Origin of the sequence: Pseudomonas rhizozeae, from assembly GCF_031583775.1 — a bacterium.
Lineage (GTDB): Bacteria > Pseudomonadota > Gammaproteobacteria > Pseudomonadales > Pseudomonadaceae > Aquipseudomonas.
In genome coordinates this window covers 67,410-84,134 of record NZ_JAVLSB010000043.1, presented here as the reverse complement: position 1 = coordinate 84,134, position 16,725 = coordinate 67,410, and the positions used below count along the sequence as shown (strand labels likewise).

Sequence of the window (16,725 nt, the reverse complement as noted above, 5' to 3'; positions counted from 1 at the left end):
TGACCTGTCATTGCCTGTCAGCGGCCCTCGACGAGAGCAACTGGCAGGCGTTTGATTTGCGGGCGATGTGATCAAGGCGCGTCATGAAAGACCTGAATCTGCTGTACATTTTCGAGGCGCTCTGGCGCGATCATTCGGCATCGATTGCGGCGCAGAATCTCGGCCTCACTCAGTCCGCGGTCAGTAACAGCCTCAAGCGGCTGCGCCAGACCTACAGTGACCGGCTGTTCACACTGGTGGGCCGGCGGATGGAGCCTACCCCTTTTTGCACACAGATTGCCCCACGCCTGTTGCAGTCACTGATGCTGATCAGAGCCGCGGAAAGCCAGATGGTCGAGTTCGATCCGGGGCTATGCCGAAAATCGTTCACCGTCAGAATGCTCGATGTCGGTGAAGTGGTGTGCCTGCCGCCGATCCTCAAGGAGCTGGCCAGGGTAGCACCCATGGCGCGGATGAATACGGTCGGCGGCGGAATGGAGGAAACCCTCAACGGCCTGGCGACCGGCAGAATCGATCTGGCGATGGGCTACATGCCGACCCTGCAGACCGATATCCACCGATTGCCGGTGTTTTCCCAGCACTACGTTTGTGTCATGCGCCGTGAGCATCCGATGGCTAATACAACCATGACCCTAGACGATTTCATTACACGGGATCATTTGCTGGTGGAGGCCGGAGGTACCGGCCATCAGGCGCTGGAACGTGCCTTGATCGATGCGGGGGGAGCGGACTGCATCAGGATTCGCTTGCCCCATCATCTGTCCAGTCCGCACGTATTGCTGGAAACCGATGTGGTCTGGACGCTGCCCTGTGCGTTGGCTAACACGCTGGCGCGCTACTTTCCGCTGGTCATCCAGCCGTTACCGTTGCGGATTCCCTCGTTCGAGATCGACCTGTACTGGCACGATCGTTTTCATCGCGACCCACAGAACAAGTGGCTGCGGGAGATGATGAGCGCGGTTCTCAAGAGTCAGCAGGCACAGTGGCAATGACTCAGGTCGAAGCCTGGTTGGCGAGGGTGCCCTCGAGAATCAACCGCGGTAAATGCAGACCCAGGTAGTCGATCACACTGCGCACCGACGGCAGCATGCCCTTGGGTTTTGGATACAGCAGGTGAATCAGGTGGGGCGGCCCTGCCCACGCAGGCATCACCACCTCAAGTGCCCCGGACTGAACCGCTGAGACCACGATCGGTTCGGGCAGCATCGCGACCCCCAGACCATTGAGTGCGGCATCCATTTGCATGCTCAGGTCGTCAGAGATCAGGCAGGGGGTGTGGGGAATCAGCACTTCTTCGTTCGCGCGGTCGTGCAGCAGCCAGCGTCCGGAACCATCGTGCATGTCGGCCGGCAGGCAAAGCGTCGGCAAGCTCGACAGTACCCTGACGGTCGCGGGACGGCCCAGACGATCAAGAAACCCGGGGCTGGCGACCATGAGTCGTCTTGCGCTACCCAAGGTTTTTGCCACCAGCCCGGCGGACTCTTCGATGTGCGTACGCGCGCGCAAGGCGATATCCAGCCGCTCTTCGTACAGATCGACTTCGCGGTCCACCGCGCTGAGCTCCAGGCGAACCTTGGGGAAGGTTGCCATGTAGCGGGGCAACAGCGGCGACAGGTAGGTCTTGGCCATGACCTGAGGGCAGCTCAGGCGCACCAGGCCCACCGGCTCGCGGCGCATGTGCTCCACGCTCTCATAGGCTGTCTGCGCACCTTCGACCACGGCTTGGCTCAGTGCGTAGAAATGCTGACCCGCTTCCGTCAACGAAACCTGGCGCGTGGTGCGGTGTAGCAGGCGGGCGCCAATGCGTTTTTCGAGGAAGGCGATATGCCGGCTCAGCAGGGTTTTCTCGATGCCCGTGGCTCTGGCCGCTGGTGAAAATCCTCCGTGCCTGACGACAAGGACGAAGTAATAGAGGTCGTTCAAGTCATTCACACACAATCTCCCTTTCCACCGGCATTTCGTTGGCTTCTGGCGGAGCTGAAAGGCTCCTGCGATGACCCGGTTTGCGCTGCATTTGAGCATGGACCTGTTGGGCAGCGGAAGACTTTCATTGGTGCGTTCACGCAACAGTCTTTAGTGATTTCTCGATCTAGTCAGTGACTGACCGGCTACCTAAAGTTGAGTCACTGCTTGCCTCCGCACGGGTGAGCAGGGCATCAACAAAGGCAGTCATGGTTGTAGGCAGCAGGCGGACAATTTTCTGTGTCGCGCAGGCCAACAGCGAGATGAATAACAAGAAACGTTGCCAATGGAATTCAGTCATGAATGATTTGAGCCACCGCAATATCATTGTCACCGGCGCCTCAGGTGGCATCGGCAGAGCCTCGGTTTTGGCCTTCGCACGAGCAGGCGCTCGGGTGATCATGCTCGATCGCGATGTTGCCGGTTTGAACGATATCGTCGAGATCGTCCAATCCAACCGAGGCATTGCTACGGCCATCCCTTGCGATGTCACCGACGAAGCCGCGGTGAAATCCGCCGTCGACGAAGTGGTCGCTCGATTTGGCGTTTTGCATGGCGCCTTCAACAATGCCGGCATCGAACAAAGCCACTTGCCTTTGCATGAAATCGACGCCCGGGCCTGGGATCGAATCATCAAGGTCGACCTGACCGGCGTCTTCTACTGCATGAAGCATCAGATCCGGGCAATGCTCGAGTCCGGTGGGGGTTCCATCGTCAATACGGCTTCTGCTTTGGGCGCCGTAGCCATCGCCGCCGCGTCCGATTACATCGCCGCCAAACACGGCGTTCTGGGTCTGACCAAGGCCGCCGCCGTGGACTATGGGCCGCATCGAATCCGCGTCAACGCAGTCCTTCCCGGCATCATCGAAACGCCGATGATTCTGCGCCTGAGCCAGGAAGACAATTTTGCCAATCAATTTCAGGCACTGCGTGAGCGTCATCCCATCGGGCGCTTCGGCATGCCCGAGGAAATCGCGGCCGCCGCGCTGTGGCTACTGTCCGATCAATCGAGCTTCGTGACCGGCACTTCACTGTCCGTGGATGGCGGCTACCTGGCCATCTGATAAAGCGCTGTCGAGCGACCCGCACATTTTTGTGGTGTGCCGTTACTCACGACCGAGCGACGGCATTATTTGATAATGAAAAGGTGAGCAATATGATCAATGTAAGCAAGCGCCTGGAAATCAACCCGGCCGGTGAAGTGGTGTTGAGCCGGGCGCAGGTCTGGGAAGGCCTGGAAGAGAAGGCGCGCAATCCAATCGGTTATGTCCGCCCGATCGAACACTGCAAGATTGTCGAAGAGGCTCCAGGCGGAAGCCCTTTCATTCGTGAAGTGCGGCTGCACGGTGAAACCCTGCAAGAGTTGATCACGCTGTTCCCGCAAGAGCGCGTGGAGTTTGTACGCATTTCCGGCGGTGCCCGCGGCATCATCAAAAATATCATCGAAGAAGAGAACGGCACCCTGTTCCTACGCTTCACCTTCACCTTTTCCCTGGAAGGTGTGCAAGCCGGCAGCGCAGAAGAAAAGGCCTTTGCCGAGGGCATGGAAACCTCCTATTGCGAAGCGGTGAACACTACGCTGGGCCGTATGCGCGCGAAAAAAAACGTCGCCTGACAGACGATGCCGGAACACGCGGCATCGACAAGGTCATGCAGGCTCGACACTTTGATCCGCGTCTGTTCTGGGTCAACGGTGAATGAGCCAGACGCCTTGTCGATCATTGCTTTTTCGGTCAGCCATCCGGTGCTGGCCGCAAGGGCTGACTCTCCACGAAGCAGGAAAACGTCATGAGTGATCGTCTTGAGGGTAAGGTTTGTATCATCACCGGCACCGGTGGTTCGATGGGGCGCGCGGCGGCGCTGATGTTTGCCGCTCAGGGTGCGAAAGTGGTCGGCTGCGACATCAATCGCGAGGCCGCCCAGGCTACGGTCGACGAGGTGTTGTCGTTGGGCGGGGACATGGTTTCCCTCAGCGAATGTGACTTGACTGACACGCGCCAGTGCAAGCTGTTGGTTGATCTGGCCGTCTCGACCTATGGCCGCGTCGACGTGCTGTTCAATAACGCCGCCATGGCTTACTTCGGATGGGTCGATGAGATCTCCGATTTCGATTGGCATCGCACCATCGACCAAGAGCTCAATCTGGTTTTCCACCTGGTGCGTGCCGCCTGGCCCGAACTGATCAAGCGACCAGGCTCTTCTATCATCAACACCGCGTCGGTGTCGGCCTGGTCGACCTATCGCATGCTGCCGGGCATCGCGCATTCGGCGGCTAAGGGCGCCGTGCTGTCCATGACCCGACAACTGGCAATGGAAGGCCGTACGTATGGCTTGCGGGCCAACAGCATTTCCCCCGGTTTGATCGAATCCAAACAGACACTTCCGTTGCTGGAAGATCCTGAGTGGGTGGATGTCATGGTCGGCAAGATCATGTTGGGACGTATCGGTAAACCCGAGGAGGTGGCGGCGACCGCACTGTTTCTCGCCTCGGATGAAAGTTCTTTCATTACCGGCACGGATATAAAAATCGACGGCGGAACCACCGCGTGGTGAAAAACCTGGCGCGCTAAGTCGACAACTTCCAAGGATTGAAAACCACGAAAAAATTCGCTGCCTCAATGGCCGGCGAGCGTCACGGCTTCTTCAAAACCAAACGCACTAATAATAACTAAGTTGGTGAAGAGAAAATGAACGTCAATACAACAAGAACGATCAGTGCGCTTGCGTGCACCGAGTTTCTCAACGAGCAAAGTCATCCGTTTCAAATTCGGGCGTTGGCCTGTGCGGTAGTGACCGCGATGACCACGCTCGCCACACCCCTGGCGAACGCGTTCGAGTTCAATACCGGTGTGGAAGATCTGAAGATACGCTGGGATAACACCTTGAAGTACAGCGCCGCCTGGCGCGTGAAAGATCAGTCCTCCAGACTCACCGGTGATGCCAACCAGGACGACGGTGATCGTAACTTCGACAAGGGCATGATCTCCAATCGGGTCGATCTTTTTTCCGAGTTCGATCTGACCAAAAACAATATGGGCCTTCGCGTCAGTGGTGCAGGTTGGTACGACAGTATCTACAACCGCAAAAACGACAACGACTCTCCATTCAGCAACAACTCCAACTCCGTCGATTACAACGAGTTCACCTCCGAAACCGAAAAATTGCATGGTCGCAAGGCTGAATTGCTGGATGCCTTCGTGTTCGGCAAGACTTATATCGGCGATATGCCGGCGACCCTGCGTGTCGGTCAACACACTGTTCTGTATGGCGAAAGTCTGTTCTACGGCGCCAACGGAATTGCGGGCGGCCAGGCGCCGACCGATATCGTGAAGTTGCTGTCGGTACCTGGCACCCAGTTCAAGGAACTGGTGCGCCCGGTGCCGCAGATTTCCGGGCAGATCCAACTGCGAGACAACCTGGCGCTCGGTGCTTACTACCAGGTTCACTGGGAAGCCGATCGCTTGCCGGCAGCGGGCAGCTATTTTTCCACCGTCGATATCCTCGATGACGGTGGCGAACAAATTCTGGTCGGGCCGGGCACAAGTTTTGTGCGTGGCAAAGACAAAAAGGCCAGCGACTCGGGGCAGGGCGGTTTGCAACTGCGTTACCGGCCTGAAGACATCGACGCCGAATTCGGTCTCTACGCCATCCAGTACAACGCCAAGAGCCCGGTGGTCCATGCCAGCTTGAGTCCTGCGTTTGCGCCTTCGACCTACGAGCTGGTGTACCCGGAAAAGATCAAGGCGCTGGGTGTGAGCTTCAGTACAACAGTGGGCGACACCAACGTGGCGGGTGAGTTTTCGGTTCGCGACAACATGCCGCTGGTGCCGCACGCTGGCTCGATCACTGTGCTGCCGGGCGAAGGCATCAACAATAACCATCATCCGCTGTATCCGGTCGGCAGAACGGCCCATGGCCAAGTGTCATGGATCGCGCTGCTCGATGCCGGCCCGCTGTGGGAGGGCGGTAATTTTCTCGGCGAAGTGGCGTGGAACCGTCGCCTGAGCATCACCAAGAACGCCGATGCGCTCGATCAAAACGCGACCCGCGATGCCGGCGCGCTGCGCATGATTTTCGAGCCGGCCTATTACCAGGTACTCGACGGTGTCGACATTACGGTGCCCATTGGTATCGGCTATGGCCTGTTCGGCAAGTCTTCGGTGATCAACCCCGGGTTCAGCGTCAACCATGGCGGTGATTTCAGTGTCGGGGTCAAGGCCGATTACCTGAAAACCTGGAAATTCAGCCTGATGTACACCGGCTACTTCGGCACTGAGGAAACAGGCGTGATACCCGCCAACTCAGCGGTCCAGTCCTACTCCTACGACCAATCCCTCAAGGACCGCGATTTCATCGCGTTCTCTGTGCAACGTTCGCTCTAGCCATAAAAACAAGCCGAGCAGGAGATGTGAAGATGCAAGCTAAACACACGATTTTGTGCGCTGCGTTGTGGAGTGTCATGTTCTCGACCCCACACGTTTTCGCGGCGGTGTCCCCTGACGAGGCCGCACAACTGAAGTCCACCCTGACCCCCATGGGCGCGGAAAAGGCAGGCAACAAGGAAGGCACCATTCCAGCGTGGGAGGGTGGTTACACCACGGTGCCGGCCGGATACAAAAACGGCGATTCGCGACCTGACCCGTTCGCGAACGAGAAGCCGTTGTACTCCATCAATGCGAAGAATATGGACCAGTATGCCGACAAGCTGAGTGACGGCATCAAAGCCATGTTGAAGAGGTACCCCGACAGCTATCGTCTGGACGTGTACCCCACCCACCGCACGGCGGCCGCACCGCAATGGGTGTATGACAACACCTTCGCCAACGCCACCCGCGCCAAGTTGACTGACGGTAATGTCTGGGTTGAGGGCGCCTACGGCGGCGTACCCTTTCCGATTCCGAAGAGCGGCGCCGAGGCCATGTGGAACCACAAATTGACCTTTGTGGGCGAGGCTACTTCCTATGCCTTTAACAACTATGTCGGCACGCCTGACGGCAAATTGGTGCTGTCGGTGCGGGGCTATAACAAGGCGATGTACCCGTACTACAACAAGAACGGCACGCTGGACACCTTCAAGGGCCAGACCGAACTGCTGCGCGTGTGGATGACCGATCCACCCATCAAGTCAGGCGAGCAGTTTGTGCTGATCGACTCGGTGAACAAGCCACGCCAGGCCTGGCAGTACCTGCCTGGCCAGCGTCGGGTGCGCAAGGCGCCAACCCTGGGTTACGACACGCCGTCGGACGTCAACTCGGGGATGGAGTACTACGACGAGTCGTACATCTTCCTGGGCGATCTGGACCGTTACAACTGGAAGTTGGTAGGCAAGAAGGAAATCTATATTCCCTACAACAACAACAAATTCCTGCAAAAGAACGTGTCGATCGACAAGCAATTGATGCCACACCACATCAACCCGGATTCGACTCGTTGGGAATTGCACCGCGTGTGGGTGGTTGAAGCCGACCTTGCTCCGGGCAAGCGGCACGTGGTGCCCAAGCGTCGCTACTACCTGGACGAGGATACCTGGGGCGCAATCCTGGCGGATGGTTGGGACGGCCAGGGGCAATTGTGGCGAACTCAGATTGCCTTGCCGTTCCTGATGATGGATGGCCCTTTCGTGTTCCCCAACCTGCAATGGTCCACCCACAACCTGCAGACCGGAGGCTGGAGCGGCGTGGGTGCCACGGACTGGTCAAACCCTTCGTATACCTACCACTTCAAGATGCTGTCGGACGTCAAGTCGGCCGACTTCACGCCTGAGGCGATGTCGGGTGAAGGGGTGCGCTGACCCTCACTTAAACCTGAGGTCAGGTCGGGAAAAGCTGCAGGAGCCATCCGCTTCTGCAGCCGGTCAGCGGGGCATTGAAGTCATCCAGTCGAGGTGTCCAGGGTGTCGCGCGCCGCACACCCGATGGAAGTTTGTGGATCAAAAGGCGCACTGCGTCAGCTGACAATTATAAAAACGCTGGAGAATGTCTATGCGCTGCAATCGAAAGGTCGGTGCCTTGCTCACTGCCGCGTTATCGCTCGCCTTATCTTGGACCGCACACGCTGCGGTGCCCGGCCCCCTGGTGCGTCCGGCGCAACTGTCACCCCACGCCGAAAACGCGGTGCTGGTGGCGGTGACATCGACTCCCGAGCGCCTGGTGGCGGTCGGCGAGCGAGGCATCGTCGTGCTCTCGGACGATAACGGTGCTACCTGGCGGCAGGCCAAAGTCCCTGTCAGCGTGACGCTGACATCCGTACAGTTTGTCGATGCCAAAGAGGGCTGGATCGTTGGCCATGGCGGCGTTCTGTTGCACAGCAAGGACGGCGGTGAAAACTGGGAAAAACAGTTCGACGGTATCGAACTGGCCCAGACCCTGCTGCGCGTCGCCCGAGAGCGCTTGCAAGGCCAGGAAGGTGATCCAGAGCAACTGGAACGCCAGGTCAAGGCGGCCGAATTGATGGTTGCCGACGGTCCGGACAAACCGTTTCTGGACGTGCATTTCGTCAATAAACGCACCGGCTACATCCTCGGTTCCTACAACCTCATCCTGCGCACGGACGATGGCGGCCGGCACTGGCAGCCATGGCAAACCCACATCGACAACCCGACCGGTTTGCACCTCTATTCCATGGGCGGCAGCGGTTCCAGCCTTTATATCGTCGGCGAACAAGGCAGCGTATTTCGCTCACAGAACGACGGCGCCCAATTCGAAGCTGTGCAGACGCCCTACGAGGGCAGCTACTTCGATCTGGTCGTCAGTTCAGACGACCATCTGCTGGTTAGCGGCTTGCGTGGCAGTACCTACCGCTCCAGCGACGGCGGCGTCGAATGGAGCCAAGTCGATATCCCGTCCAGTGCCTCCATTACCGGCAGCATGCAGCTCAAGGAGGGGGCAATCGTGCTGGTCAATCAATCAGGCCAGTTGCTGCTCAGTCGCGACAAGGGCAATAGCTTTCAATTATCCCCGCTAAAACAATTGCCGCCGTTGGCGGGCATCACCCAGTCGGCCGACGGCGGTCTGGTGGTGGTGGGTATGCGTGGTGTTACCAGGCTCAGCTTGGCCAGCGTTATCGGGAGTGAACAATGAAGATTGATAATCGCGCGGATGCCAGACCTGTCGTCTGCAGTCTGGAAGCGTTCGACAGACAATCCGGATCAGCGGTGGAGCGGCTGTTCTTCAACCATCGGGTGCTGGTGCTGGTGGTTTGCCTGCTGGTCACCCTGATGCTGGGTTTTTATGCGACCAGGCTTAAGCTCAATGCCGATTTCGAAAAGATGATCCCCACGGGGCATCCCTATATCGAGCAGTACCTCAAGCACAAAGGTGACATGAAGGGTTTTGGCAACGCGGTGCGTATTGCCGTCGAGGTCAAGCAGGGTACGATTTTCAACGCGGCCTATCTGGAGACACTCAAGCAACTGAACGACGAAGTATTCCTGATCCCGGGTGTCGATCGTGCGTTTCTCAAGTCATTGTGGACGTCGAACACGCGGTGGCTTGGAGTCACCGAAGAAGGCCTCGACGGTGGCCCGGTGATTCCGGATAACTATGACCGATCGCCGCAAAGCATTGACCAGACCCGTACCAACGTCGAACGCTCCGGCGACGCCGAGCAACTGGTGGCCTCGGACTACAAGTCCAGCATCATTTTCGTGCCGTTGCTGGACGTCAACCCGGAAACCGGGCAAGCCTTGGATTACAAGCAGTTCTCCGCGCATCTGGAAGCCCTGAGGGAACGATACCGAGCTCAGGGAGTGGAACTGCACATCACCGGATTCGCCAAGGTCGTGGGCGATTTGATCGATGGCATTCGTCTAGTGTTGTGGTTCTTTTTCCTGACCATCGTGATCGCTGCGGCGGCGGTTTACTGGTACACCCATTGTGTGCGCAGCACCCTGCTGGTGGTCGCCACCTCGCTGATCGCCGTGATATGGCAGATGGGCCTGTTGCCGTTGCTGGGTTTTGAACTGGATCCTTATTCGATCCTGGTACCGTTCCTGGTCTTTGCCATCGGCATCAGCCATGGCGCGCAGAAGATGAACGGCATCATGCAGGACGTCGGCCGTGGCATGCACAAATTGGTGGCCGCGCGCTTTACCTTCCGGCGATTGTTTCTGGCGGGCCTGACCGCGTTGCTTTGCGATGCGGTGGGCTTTGCTGTGTTGTTGGTCATTAACATCCGCGCGATTCAGGAGCTGGCCATTACCGCAAGCATCGGCGTGGCGGTATTGATTTTCACCAATCTGATTTTGCTGCCGGTGTTGCTCAGTTTTACCGGCGTCAGCCGCAGCGCCGCCGTGCGCAGCATGAGAGATGAAGCGGGGGAGGCGGCTGGCATCGAGAAGCACGTGGTATGGCGCTTTCTCGATCTGTTCACCGAGCGTAAATGGGCCACTGTCGCGGTCGTGGTGTCGATTATTTTGGGGGTGGCGGGGTTCATGGTCAGCCTGCACCTTAAAGTGGGCGATCTGGATCCCGGTGCGCCGGAGCTGCGTGCCGATTCCCGTTACAACCTGGATAACGCCTTCATGGCCAACGCCTATTCGGCGAGCAGCGATGTGCTGGTGGTCATGGTCGAAACGCCGAACGACCAATGCACTTCGTACAAAACCCAATCACTGGTCGATGCGCTCGAGTGGGAGTTGCATGACGTGCCCGGTGTTGAGGGGAGCAACTCGTTGCCGTTGCTCAGCCGGCGGATTACGGTTGGCATGAACGAAGGTAATCCGAAGTGGTACGAACTGGTACCCAATCAGTGGACGCTGAACACCGTCGCCAACCGTACCCCCCGTGAAATCTTCAACCAGGGTTGCAACCTGCTCTCGCTGTTCGTGTACCTGCAGGACCATAAGGCCGATACCCTGACCCGGGTGGTGGACAAGGTCGAAGCCTTTGCCGCGAACAATAACGGCGATGGGGTGAAGTTCGTGTTGACCGCGGGCAACGCTGGCATTGAAGCGGCGACCAATATCGTGGTGAAGAAGGCCAGCCACGAAATGCTGTTCTGGGTTTACGGGGCCGTGATCCTGCTGTGCTTCATTTCCTTCCGTTCCTGGCGTGCCGTGGTGTGTGCCGTGGTGCCTCTGGCGCTGACATCGATCCTCGCCGAGGCCTTGATGGTTTCCCTGGGCATGGGGATCAAGGTCGCGACCTTGCCGGTCATCGCTCTGGGTGTCGGGATCGGCGTGGATTATGCGCTGTATGTGCTGACCATTGTCCTGGGCCAGCTTCGCCAGGGTGCCACCCTGTCCGAAGCCTACTACCGGGCGCTGACATTCACCGGCAAAGTGGTGATGCTGACGGGCGTGACACTGGCGCTGGGCGTGGCGTCCTGGGCGTTCTCACCTATCAAGTTCCAGGCCGACATGGGCATTTTGCTGGCCTTCATGTTCATCTGGAACATGCTCGGCGCGTTGATCCTGTTGCCAGCCTTGGCGCACTTTTTGTTGCCGCGGGCTCAAGTGTCCGCCGGGCTTTCGCATAGTGAACCTGGTAGTACAAGGGTGAGCCTTGCCACGGTAACCACGCCAGACAGTTGCCCGCGTCATCAAGCCAGCTCCTCGGCGATCAGCTTGTAACCGCCACGCCAGAAGCGACTCCCCGGCGCGCAATGCGCCGGGGATTGGCAATCCATCCTTTTCCCCTTTCATTGCACTTTCAGGCAATCCCTAGGGTGGCTGTGGGGGGCAGTGCCCCCAAACGACAAGACCCCATCATTGGATGGGGTCTTGTCGTTTTTGCTCTCCTAGGTCGATGAAAGCCAGCGTCGTTGCCAGAGCGTCACTGTCCGACGCGAGGGCGTTGGCTGCGCAGTTCGTCGTCCGGCGTAGCGGCCGGTTGCAGCACAAAGTCGAACGCCAGCTCGGCAAACTGGCGGCCGTCCAGGCCATGAGCTTTGGACGCTTCGGCATCGTTCACCAGACGAGCCTCGCCAACCAGACCGTCGCGGGTGGCATAGGCGAAGTCGTCCCACAGGTATTGGTCACCGTCCAGATTGATTTGGCTGGTCAGATGCCGATGCTCCGGCGCGGAGACGAACACATGGATGTGCGCCGGGCGTTGTCCATGGCGCCCCAGAGCGCTCAGGCATTCCTGGGTCGGGCCCTGTGGGTCGACACCATAGCCGCTGGGAATGATGCTGCGCGCGCGGTAGTTGCCCTGGGCATCGGTCTTGATCCGCCGACGGAGGTTGAAGGCTGACTGGCTCTGATCGAAATAGGAGTAGGTGCCGTTAGTGTTGGCGTGCCAGAGATCGACAATAGCGCCTGCGACCGGTTTGCCCTCGGTATTGGTGACCGTGCCGCTGATGAACAACGGCGTCGCCACATCGTCTTCGCTTGCGTCATCCATCCGCGCAAAGCCTTCGCTGAGCGGCGCATTGGCGACGTACAAAGGACCCTCGATGGTTCGCGGGGTGCCACCGGTGAGCCCAACCTGCTCATCCCTGGCATCCTGCAGCAAATCCATGAAATGCTCCATGCTCAAACCCGGCAGCAACAGGCCGAACTCGGTGTGCGCGCCGACCTTGTTCAATCGGTCCACTGCCAACCAGAACTCGTCCTCGGTCACCTCTAGGTCTTCGATGGTCTTGAACACGTCACTGATCAGGCGGTGCATCAGTTGCTTGAGACGCGGGCTACCCTGTTCGTTGTTGAAGCCGGCAGCTTCCTTGATCAGGTCTTGTACTTGGGCGGTATGGCTTATTTTTACGGTCATGTGCGGGTTCCTCTTTTTTTTGTATCAGGTGCGGCCAGGCATCACTTGCGACGAAACATTGCCAGGCGTTCTTCATCCAGGCTGAGACCCAGGCCGGGTTTGTTGGGCACGTGCAGCTCAAAATCGCGGTAGACCGGTGGCTCGCTGACAATCTCTTCAGTCAGCAACAGCGGACCGAAGAGCTCGGTGCCCCATGCGAGTTTCCTCAAGGTGAGAAACGCGTGAGCCGAGGCCAGGGTGCCGATGGCGCCCTCGAGCATGGTCGCGCCATACAGTGCGATGCCTGCCGCTTCGGCAATATGTGCAGTACGCAGCACCGCACGTGGGCCGCCGTTCTTGGCGATCTTCAGGGCAAACACGCTGGCCGCGCCGTCTGCTGCGAGACTGAAGGCGTCTTCGACCGATTCGATTGATTCGTCAGCCATGATCGGTGCTGGGCTACGCAGGTTCAGACGCACTTGGCCCGCGCGATTGATCCGTGAAATCGGTTGCTCGATCAGGTCGATGCCGTTGTCGCCCAGGACCTGGCAACCCCGAATCGCCTGCGCCTCGTCCCAGTACTGATTGACGTCGACCCGTACGCTCGCCCGCTCGCCCAGCGCCTGCTTGATCGCCACTACGTGTTTAAGATCCTGCTCCAGCGCATTGGCGCCGATCTTGACCTTGAAGAGACGGTGACGACGCACATCGAGAAAATGCTCGGCCTCGGCGATATCTCTGGCGGTGTCGCCACTGGCCAATACCCAACCGACTTCCAGACTGTCGCGCACACGACCGCCCAGCAGCTCGCTGACCGCAACGCCCTGGCGCTTGCCTTGGGCATCGAGCAGCGCCGTCTCCAGGCCGGATTTGGCGAAGGTGTTGCCTTTGGCGACTCTATCCAGTCGCTGCATGGCGGCGTTGAGGTTACTGGCGTCCATGCCAATCAAAGCGGGCGCCAGGTGGGTGTCGATATTGGTCTTGATGCTCTCAGGGCTTTCATTGGCGTACGACAGGCCACCGACAGTGGTGGATTCGCCCAGGCCTTCTATGCCGTCGCTGCAGCGCAGTCGGATGATGACCAGTGTCTGCTGAGACATGGTGTGCATCGCCAGTTTGTGCGGGCGAACGGTCGGCAGGTCGACGAGGATCGTTTCGATGCTTTCGATATTGGCAGCGGTCATACCGGATTCCACAGGCAGGATTGGATTGATTGAGCGTTCTTCATGGATTGATCCGGGCAGAGGAGGGCTGCGACTCGGTCACGGCGTCCACGTCTGGATGCACCGGGCGCTTACGATTGACCCGGATCAGGAAAGTGCCGATGGCGGCCGCGCCGATCAGTCCCGGGACAGCAAAGGCCAGGAAGGAAAACTGCAACGGCAGTTCGGCGGCGTGCATGGCGGCGCCCAGCATCGGGCCGATGATCGCGCCGACCCGGCCGATGCCCATCGCCCAGCCCAGCCCGGTAGAACGGATGTGTGCGGGGTAGTACTGCACGGCGAAGGCGTTGGCCAATATCTGGGCCCCCGTGGTGCCGCCGCCGGCAATGGCGATCAACACATACAACAGCGCCAGAGGCGCTTTTACCGCCATCAAGCCAAGCACCAGTGCGCTGGTCGCCAGGAACCACACCAGCACGCGCCCCAGGCCGAAACGGTCGGCCAACCAGCCGCCAAACAGCGAACCGAAGATCGCGCCGAAATTGAGTACCAGCAAAAAGCCAATACTGGAGTTGATCCCGTAACCTGCAGTGTTCATCAATTTGGGCAGCCAGGCGCTGATGCCATAAATCATCAGCAGGCTGCAGCAGAATGCCAGCCAGAGCAGCAGGGTGTTGATCAGTCGGCCGTCCTGAAAGATCTGCGCCACTGAGACTTTGGGAGCCTGGCCAGCTTCGCGGCGCAGGTCATCATCGCTGACCGGAAGGTAGCCTGGCACTGCCCGCTGCAGCAGGCGACCGGCAGCCGGGCCCTGTCCTTTGCGCAACATAAAGTTGATCGACTCGGGCAACTGCCGGACCATCAGTGGCAACACCAGCAGCGGCACACCTGCGACGAAGAAGACTGAGGACCATCCATACAGAGGAATCAGCCACATTCCGAGGCCAGCGGAAAGCATGCCGCCGACTGAATAACCAGTAAACATCACGGCAATCAGCGTGCCACGCAGTTTCTTCGGCGCGTATTCGTTCATCAGGGCGATGACGTTGGGCATGACGCCCCCAATGCCGATGCCGGCCAAGAAGCGCATCAACCCGAACTCTTCAGGGGTGCGAGCAAAGCCATTGATCACCGTCATGCCGCTGAATAGCACAACGCACAGGGTGATGGTCTTGCGCCGGCCGATGCGGTCGGACAACTGCCCGAAGAACAGCGCCCCTGCCATCATCCCCAGCAGCGCACAACTGCCCAGCAGACCGGCCTGCAACGCACTCAGGCCCCAATCTTTCATCAGCACGGGCAGAACCACGCCGTAGATAACCAGATCGTAACCGTCGAAAATAATGATCAATGCGCCCCAGAACAGGAGGCGAGCATGGAAGGCGTTGAATCGCGCCCCGCTGAGCAGGGCAGCTACGTCGATTGTTCGCATGGCATGGCTCTTCTTGTAGTTGTTATGTGAGCCGGGGTGTCGCGCGGGCGCACCCCGGTGTGAGCGGCCGGCGGTCAGGCTGCGTCGGACGGCAGCCCCCAGCCCAGACGCGCGCGCGCCTCGACGACGTCGGTTTCCGGGTCGTGGTGCCACAACCAGTTGAACCTGCTTTCCAGTTTGGTCGCCAAGGCCTGTTCGTCATCCCCGACTTCCGGATCGCGCATCTCGTACAGCTCTCCCGCTTGCCAGGAGGTGCGCTGAACCTTGCAGGCCCGTGGCCGGCGCAATTCGTCATAAACGGTCAAAACCGCGGGGAGGTTGTCTGCGGTCAGGCGTGAATCGCCCAACAGGCGTGCCAAGAAGTACGCGTCTTCCAGGCCCTGCCCGGCGCCAGCACCCTGGTGCGGCAACATGGCGTGGGCCGCATCACCGATCAGCACGACACGGTTATGCACGTAGCCAGGCAGCTCGGCCAGGTCGTGCAGTGCCCAGTAGGTTGGCTCGGGAATGCATTCGAGCAGCGTGCGAGCGGCCTCGCCCCATTCGGCGAAATCCTCGAGCATCTGCGCTTGAGTGGTCTTGCGCACCCAGGGCGCATCGGCCGGCCAATGTGGGGTGTCGGTGGAACGGTCGGAGAGGAACGCCACCACGTTGATGATGCGACCCTGTTTGACCGGGAAGGTCAGGATATGACCGTCTTTGACCAGGTACATCTGAGGCACATCCACCAGATGGGTATTGAGGCCCTTGGCACGGTAGGCTTCGCGCAGGGTCTCGCTGTCGATCATGCCGCGATAAGCGCAAGTGCCGGTGAAGCGTGGTTCTGCCGGTTGCGCGTTGATGCCTTCAAGCACATGGGAGCGCAGCGCCGATTTGATGCCGTCCGCAGCGATCAGCAGGTCACAACGGTAGTCGGTGCCATCGGCAAACAGGACGCGAGCCTCGTTGCCGATCTGTTCGGCACCCACAGCGCGTTTATTGAACTGGGCGATGCCGGCCGGCAGATGGGTGGTCAACACATCGAGGAAGTCGGCACGGTGCACCGAAGACTGGCCCATGCCTGGCATTATGGTTGTGGCCAAGTACTTGGAGTCGCCCGTGCCGTGGCGCCATTCGAACCATACGTCTTCCCACGGTGCTGGCGTGCGGTCTTCGATTTTGCGGTATGCGTCGCCGATACCCAGGCCATCCAAAGCGCGCACCGAGTTGGCGCCGAAGGCGACACCGGCACCCACTTCACCGAAGGCGGGTGCGGCTTCAAATAACTGGACATAAACATCGCTGTTGCGGCAGAGGTCGAGGGCCAGGGCGACCCCGGAAATACCGCCGCCAACAATGCCGATGCGCAGGGCTGGATTAGTGCTTTTGTTATTCATGCTTGGGTTACCCATGACGGAAATTCTTGTTGTGAGGCCATCATGAGTAACGTAGTGACATTGATAAATGCACTGACCCGTATAAGATTTATCACCACTCTGAA

At 59.1% G+C, this 16,725-nt stretch carries 13 protein-coding genes; 8 read left to right on the top strand and 5 right to left on the bottom strand.

Translation table 11 applies throughout. The features are described from left to right. The first annotated feature begins 83 nt into the window (after window positions 1-83). A complete protein-coding gene (locus RG836_RS13715) occupies window positions 84-992 on the top strand; it encodes a LysR family transcriptional regulator (RefSeq protein ID WP_310846195.1) in 909 nt (302 codons plus the stop codon). A 1-nt stretch (window position 993) separates the two neighbouring features. Here RG836_RS13715 and RG836_RS13710 read toward each other — a convergent pair whose 3' ends face one another. Beyond that, the gene (locus tag RG836_RS13710; RefSeq protein WP_310846194.1) at window positions 994-1,932 is read right to left on the bottom strand and encodes a LysR substrate-binding domain-containing protein; all 939 of its coding nucleotides are present in this window, start codon (window positions 1,930-1,932) and stop codon (window positions 994-996) included. Between the two features lie 329 nt (window positions 1,933-2,261). On the opposite strand from RG836_RS13710, the gene RG836_RS13705 reads away from it, so the two are divergent. The 7 genes from RG836_RS13705 (at window position 2,262) to RG836_RS13675 (ending at window position 11,533) form a co-directional block, all read left to right on the top strand. Then, a complete protein-coding gene (locus RG836_RS13705) occupies window positions 2,262-3,026 on the top strand; it encodes an SDR family NAD(P)-dependent oxidoreductase (protein ID WP_310846191.1) in 765 nt (254 codons plus the stop codon). 92 nt (window positions 3,027-3,118) lie between these two features. Then, window positions 3,119-3,577, top strand: a complete 459-nt coding sequence (locus RG836_RS13700; protein ID WP_310846188.1) for an SRPBCC family protein — start codon at window positions 3,119-3,121, stop codon at window positions 3,575-3,577. A gap of 173 nt (window positions 3,578-3,750) precedes the next feature. Further along, entirely contained in the window at window positions 3,751-4,515 is a 765-nt protein-coding gene (locus RG836_RS13695) for an SDR family NAD(P)-dependent oxidoreductase (protein ID WP_310846185.1), read from the top strand. Window positions 4,516-4,649: 134 nt separating this feature from the next. Next, window positions 4,650-6,344: a DUF1302 domain-containing protein gene (locus RG836_RS13690; RefSeq protein WP_310846182.1), complete on the top strand. Its 1,695-nt coding sequence runs from the start codon at window positions 4,650-4,652 to the stop codon at window positions 6,342-6,344. Window positions 6,345-6,421: 77 nt separating this feature from the next. Then, complete coding sequence (locus tag RG836_RS13685) at window positions 6,422-7,753, top strand: DUF1329 domain-containing protein (RefSeq protein WP_310846180.1); 1,332 nt, start codon at window positions 6,422-6,424, stop codon at window positions 7,751-7,753. 190 nt (window positions 7,754-7,943) lie between these two features. Then, entirely contained in the window at window positions 7,944-9,041 is a 1,098-nt protein-coding gene (locus RG836_RS13680; protein WP_310846178.1) for a WD40/YVTN/BNR-like repeat-containing protein, read from the top strand. Then, a complete protein-coding gene (locus RG836_RS13675) occupies window positions 9,038-11,533 on the top strand; it encodes an efflux RND transporter permease subunit (protein ID WP_310846175.1) in 2,496 nt (831 codons plus the stop codon). Before RG836_RS13680 ends, RG836_RS13675 begins: the two co-directional genes overlap by 4 nt. 202 nt (window positions 11,534-11,735) lie before the next feature. Here the strand turns inward: RG836_RS13675 and catA are convergent, their stop codons facing one another. From catA to salA, 4 genes are all read right to left on the bottom strand, one after another. Next, window positions 11,736-12,671: a catechol 1,2-dioxygenase gene (gene catA / locus RG836_RS13670; protein WP_310846172.1), complete on the bottom strand. Its 936-nt coding sequence runs from the start codon at window positions 12,669-12,671 to the stop codon at window positions 11,736-11,738. A 41-nt stretch (window positions 12,672-12,712) separates the two neighbouring features. Next, window positions 12,713-13,834, bottom strand: a complete 1,122-nt coding sequence (locus RG836_RS13665; protein WP_310846169.1) for a muconate cycloisomerase family protein — start codon at window positions 13,832-13,834, stop codon at window positions 12,713-12,715. Window positions 13,835-13,874: 40 nt separating this feature from the next. Beyond that, a complete protein-coding gene (locus RG836_RS13660) occupies window positions 13,875-15,245 on the bottom strand; it encodes an MFS transporter (protein ID WP_310846167.1) in 1,371 nt (456 codons plus the stop codon). Window positions 15,246-15,319: 74 nt separating this feature from the next. After that, a complete protein-coding gene (gene salA / locus RG836_RS13655) occupies window positions 15,320-16,621 on the bottom strand; it encodes a salicylate 1-monooxygenase (RefSeq protein ID WP_310846165.1) in 1,302 nt (433 codons plus the stop codon). Between the last annotated feature and the right edge of the window lie 104 nt (window positions 16,622-16,725).

Coding starts and splice junctions, on each gene's coding strand:
- RG836_RS13715 (WP_310846195.1), top strand. CDS start 84: ATGAAAGACCTGAATCTGCTGTACATTTTCGAGGCGCTCTGGCGCGAT.
- RG836_RS13705 (WP_310846191.1), top strand. CDS start 2,262: ATGAATGATTTGAGCCACCGCAATATCATTGTCACCGGCGCCTCAGGT.
- RG836_RS13700 (WP_310846188.1), top strand. CDS start 3,119: ATGATCAATGTAAGCAAGCGCCTGGAAATCAACCCGGCCGGTGAAGTG.
- RG836_RS13695 (WP_310846185.1), top strand. CDS start 3,751: ATGAGTGATCGTCTTGAGGGTAAGGTTTGTATCATCACCGGCACCGGT.
- RG836_RS13690 (WP_310846182.1), top strand. CDS start 4,650: ATGAACGTCAATACAACAAGAACGATCAGTGCGCTTGCGTGCACCGAG.
- RG836_RS13685 (WP_310846180.1), top strand. CDS start 6,422: ATGTTCTCGACCCCACACGTTTTCGCGGCGGTGTCCCCTGACGAGGCC.
- RG836_RS13680 (WP_310846178.1), top strand. CDS start 7,944: ATGCGCTGCAATCGAAAGGTCGGTGCCTTGCTCACTGCCGCGTTATCG.
- RG836_RS13675 (WP_310846175.1), top strand. CDS start 9,038: ATGAAGATTGATAATCGCGCGGATGCCAGACCTGTCGTCTGCAGTCTG.
- catA (WP_310846172.1), bottom strand. CDS start 12,671: ATGACCGTAAAAATAAGCCATACCGCCCAAGTACAAGACCTGATCAAG.
- RG836_RS13665 (WP_310846169.1), bottom strand. CDS start 13,834: ATGACCGCTGCCAATATCGAAAGCATCGAAACGATCCTCGTCGACCTG.
- RG836_RS13660 (WP_310846167.1), bottom strand. CDS start 15,245: ATGCGAACAATCGACGTAGCTGCCCTGCTCAGCGGGGCGCGATTCAAC.
- salA (WP_310846165.1), bottom strand. CDS start 16,621: ATGAATAACAAAAGCACTAATCCAGCCCTGCGCATCGGCATTGTTGGC.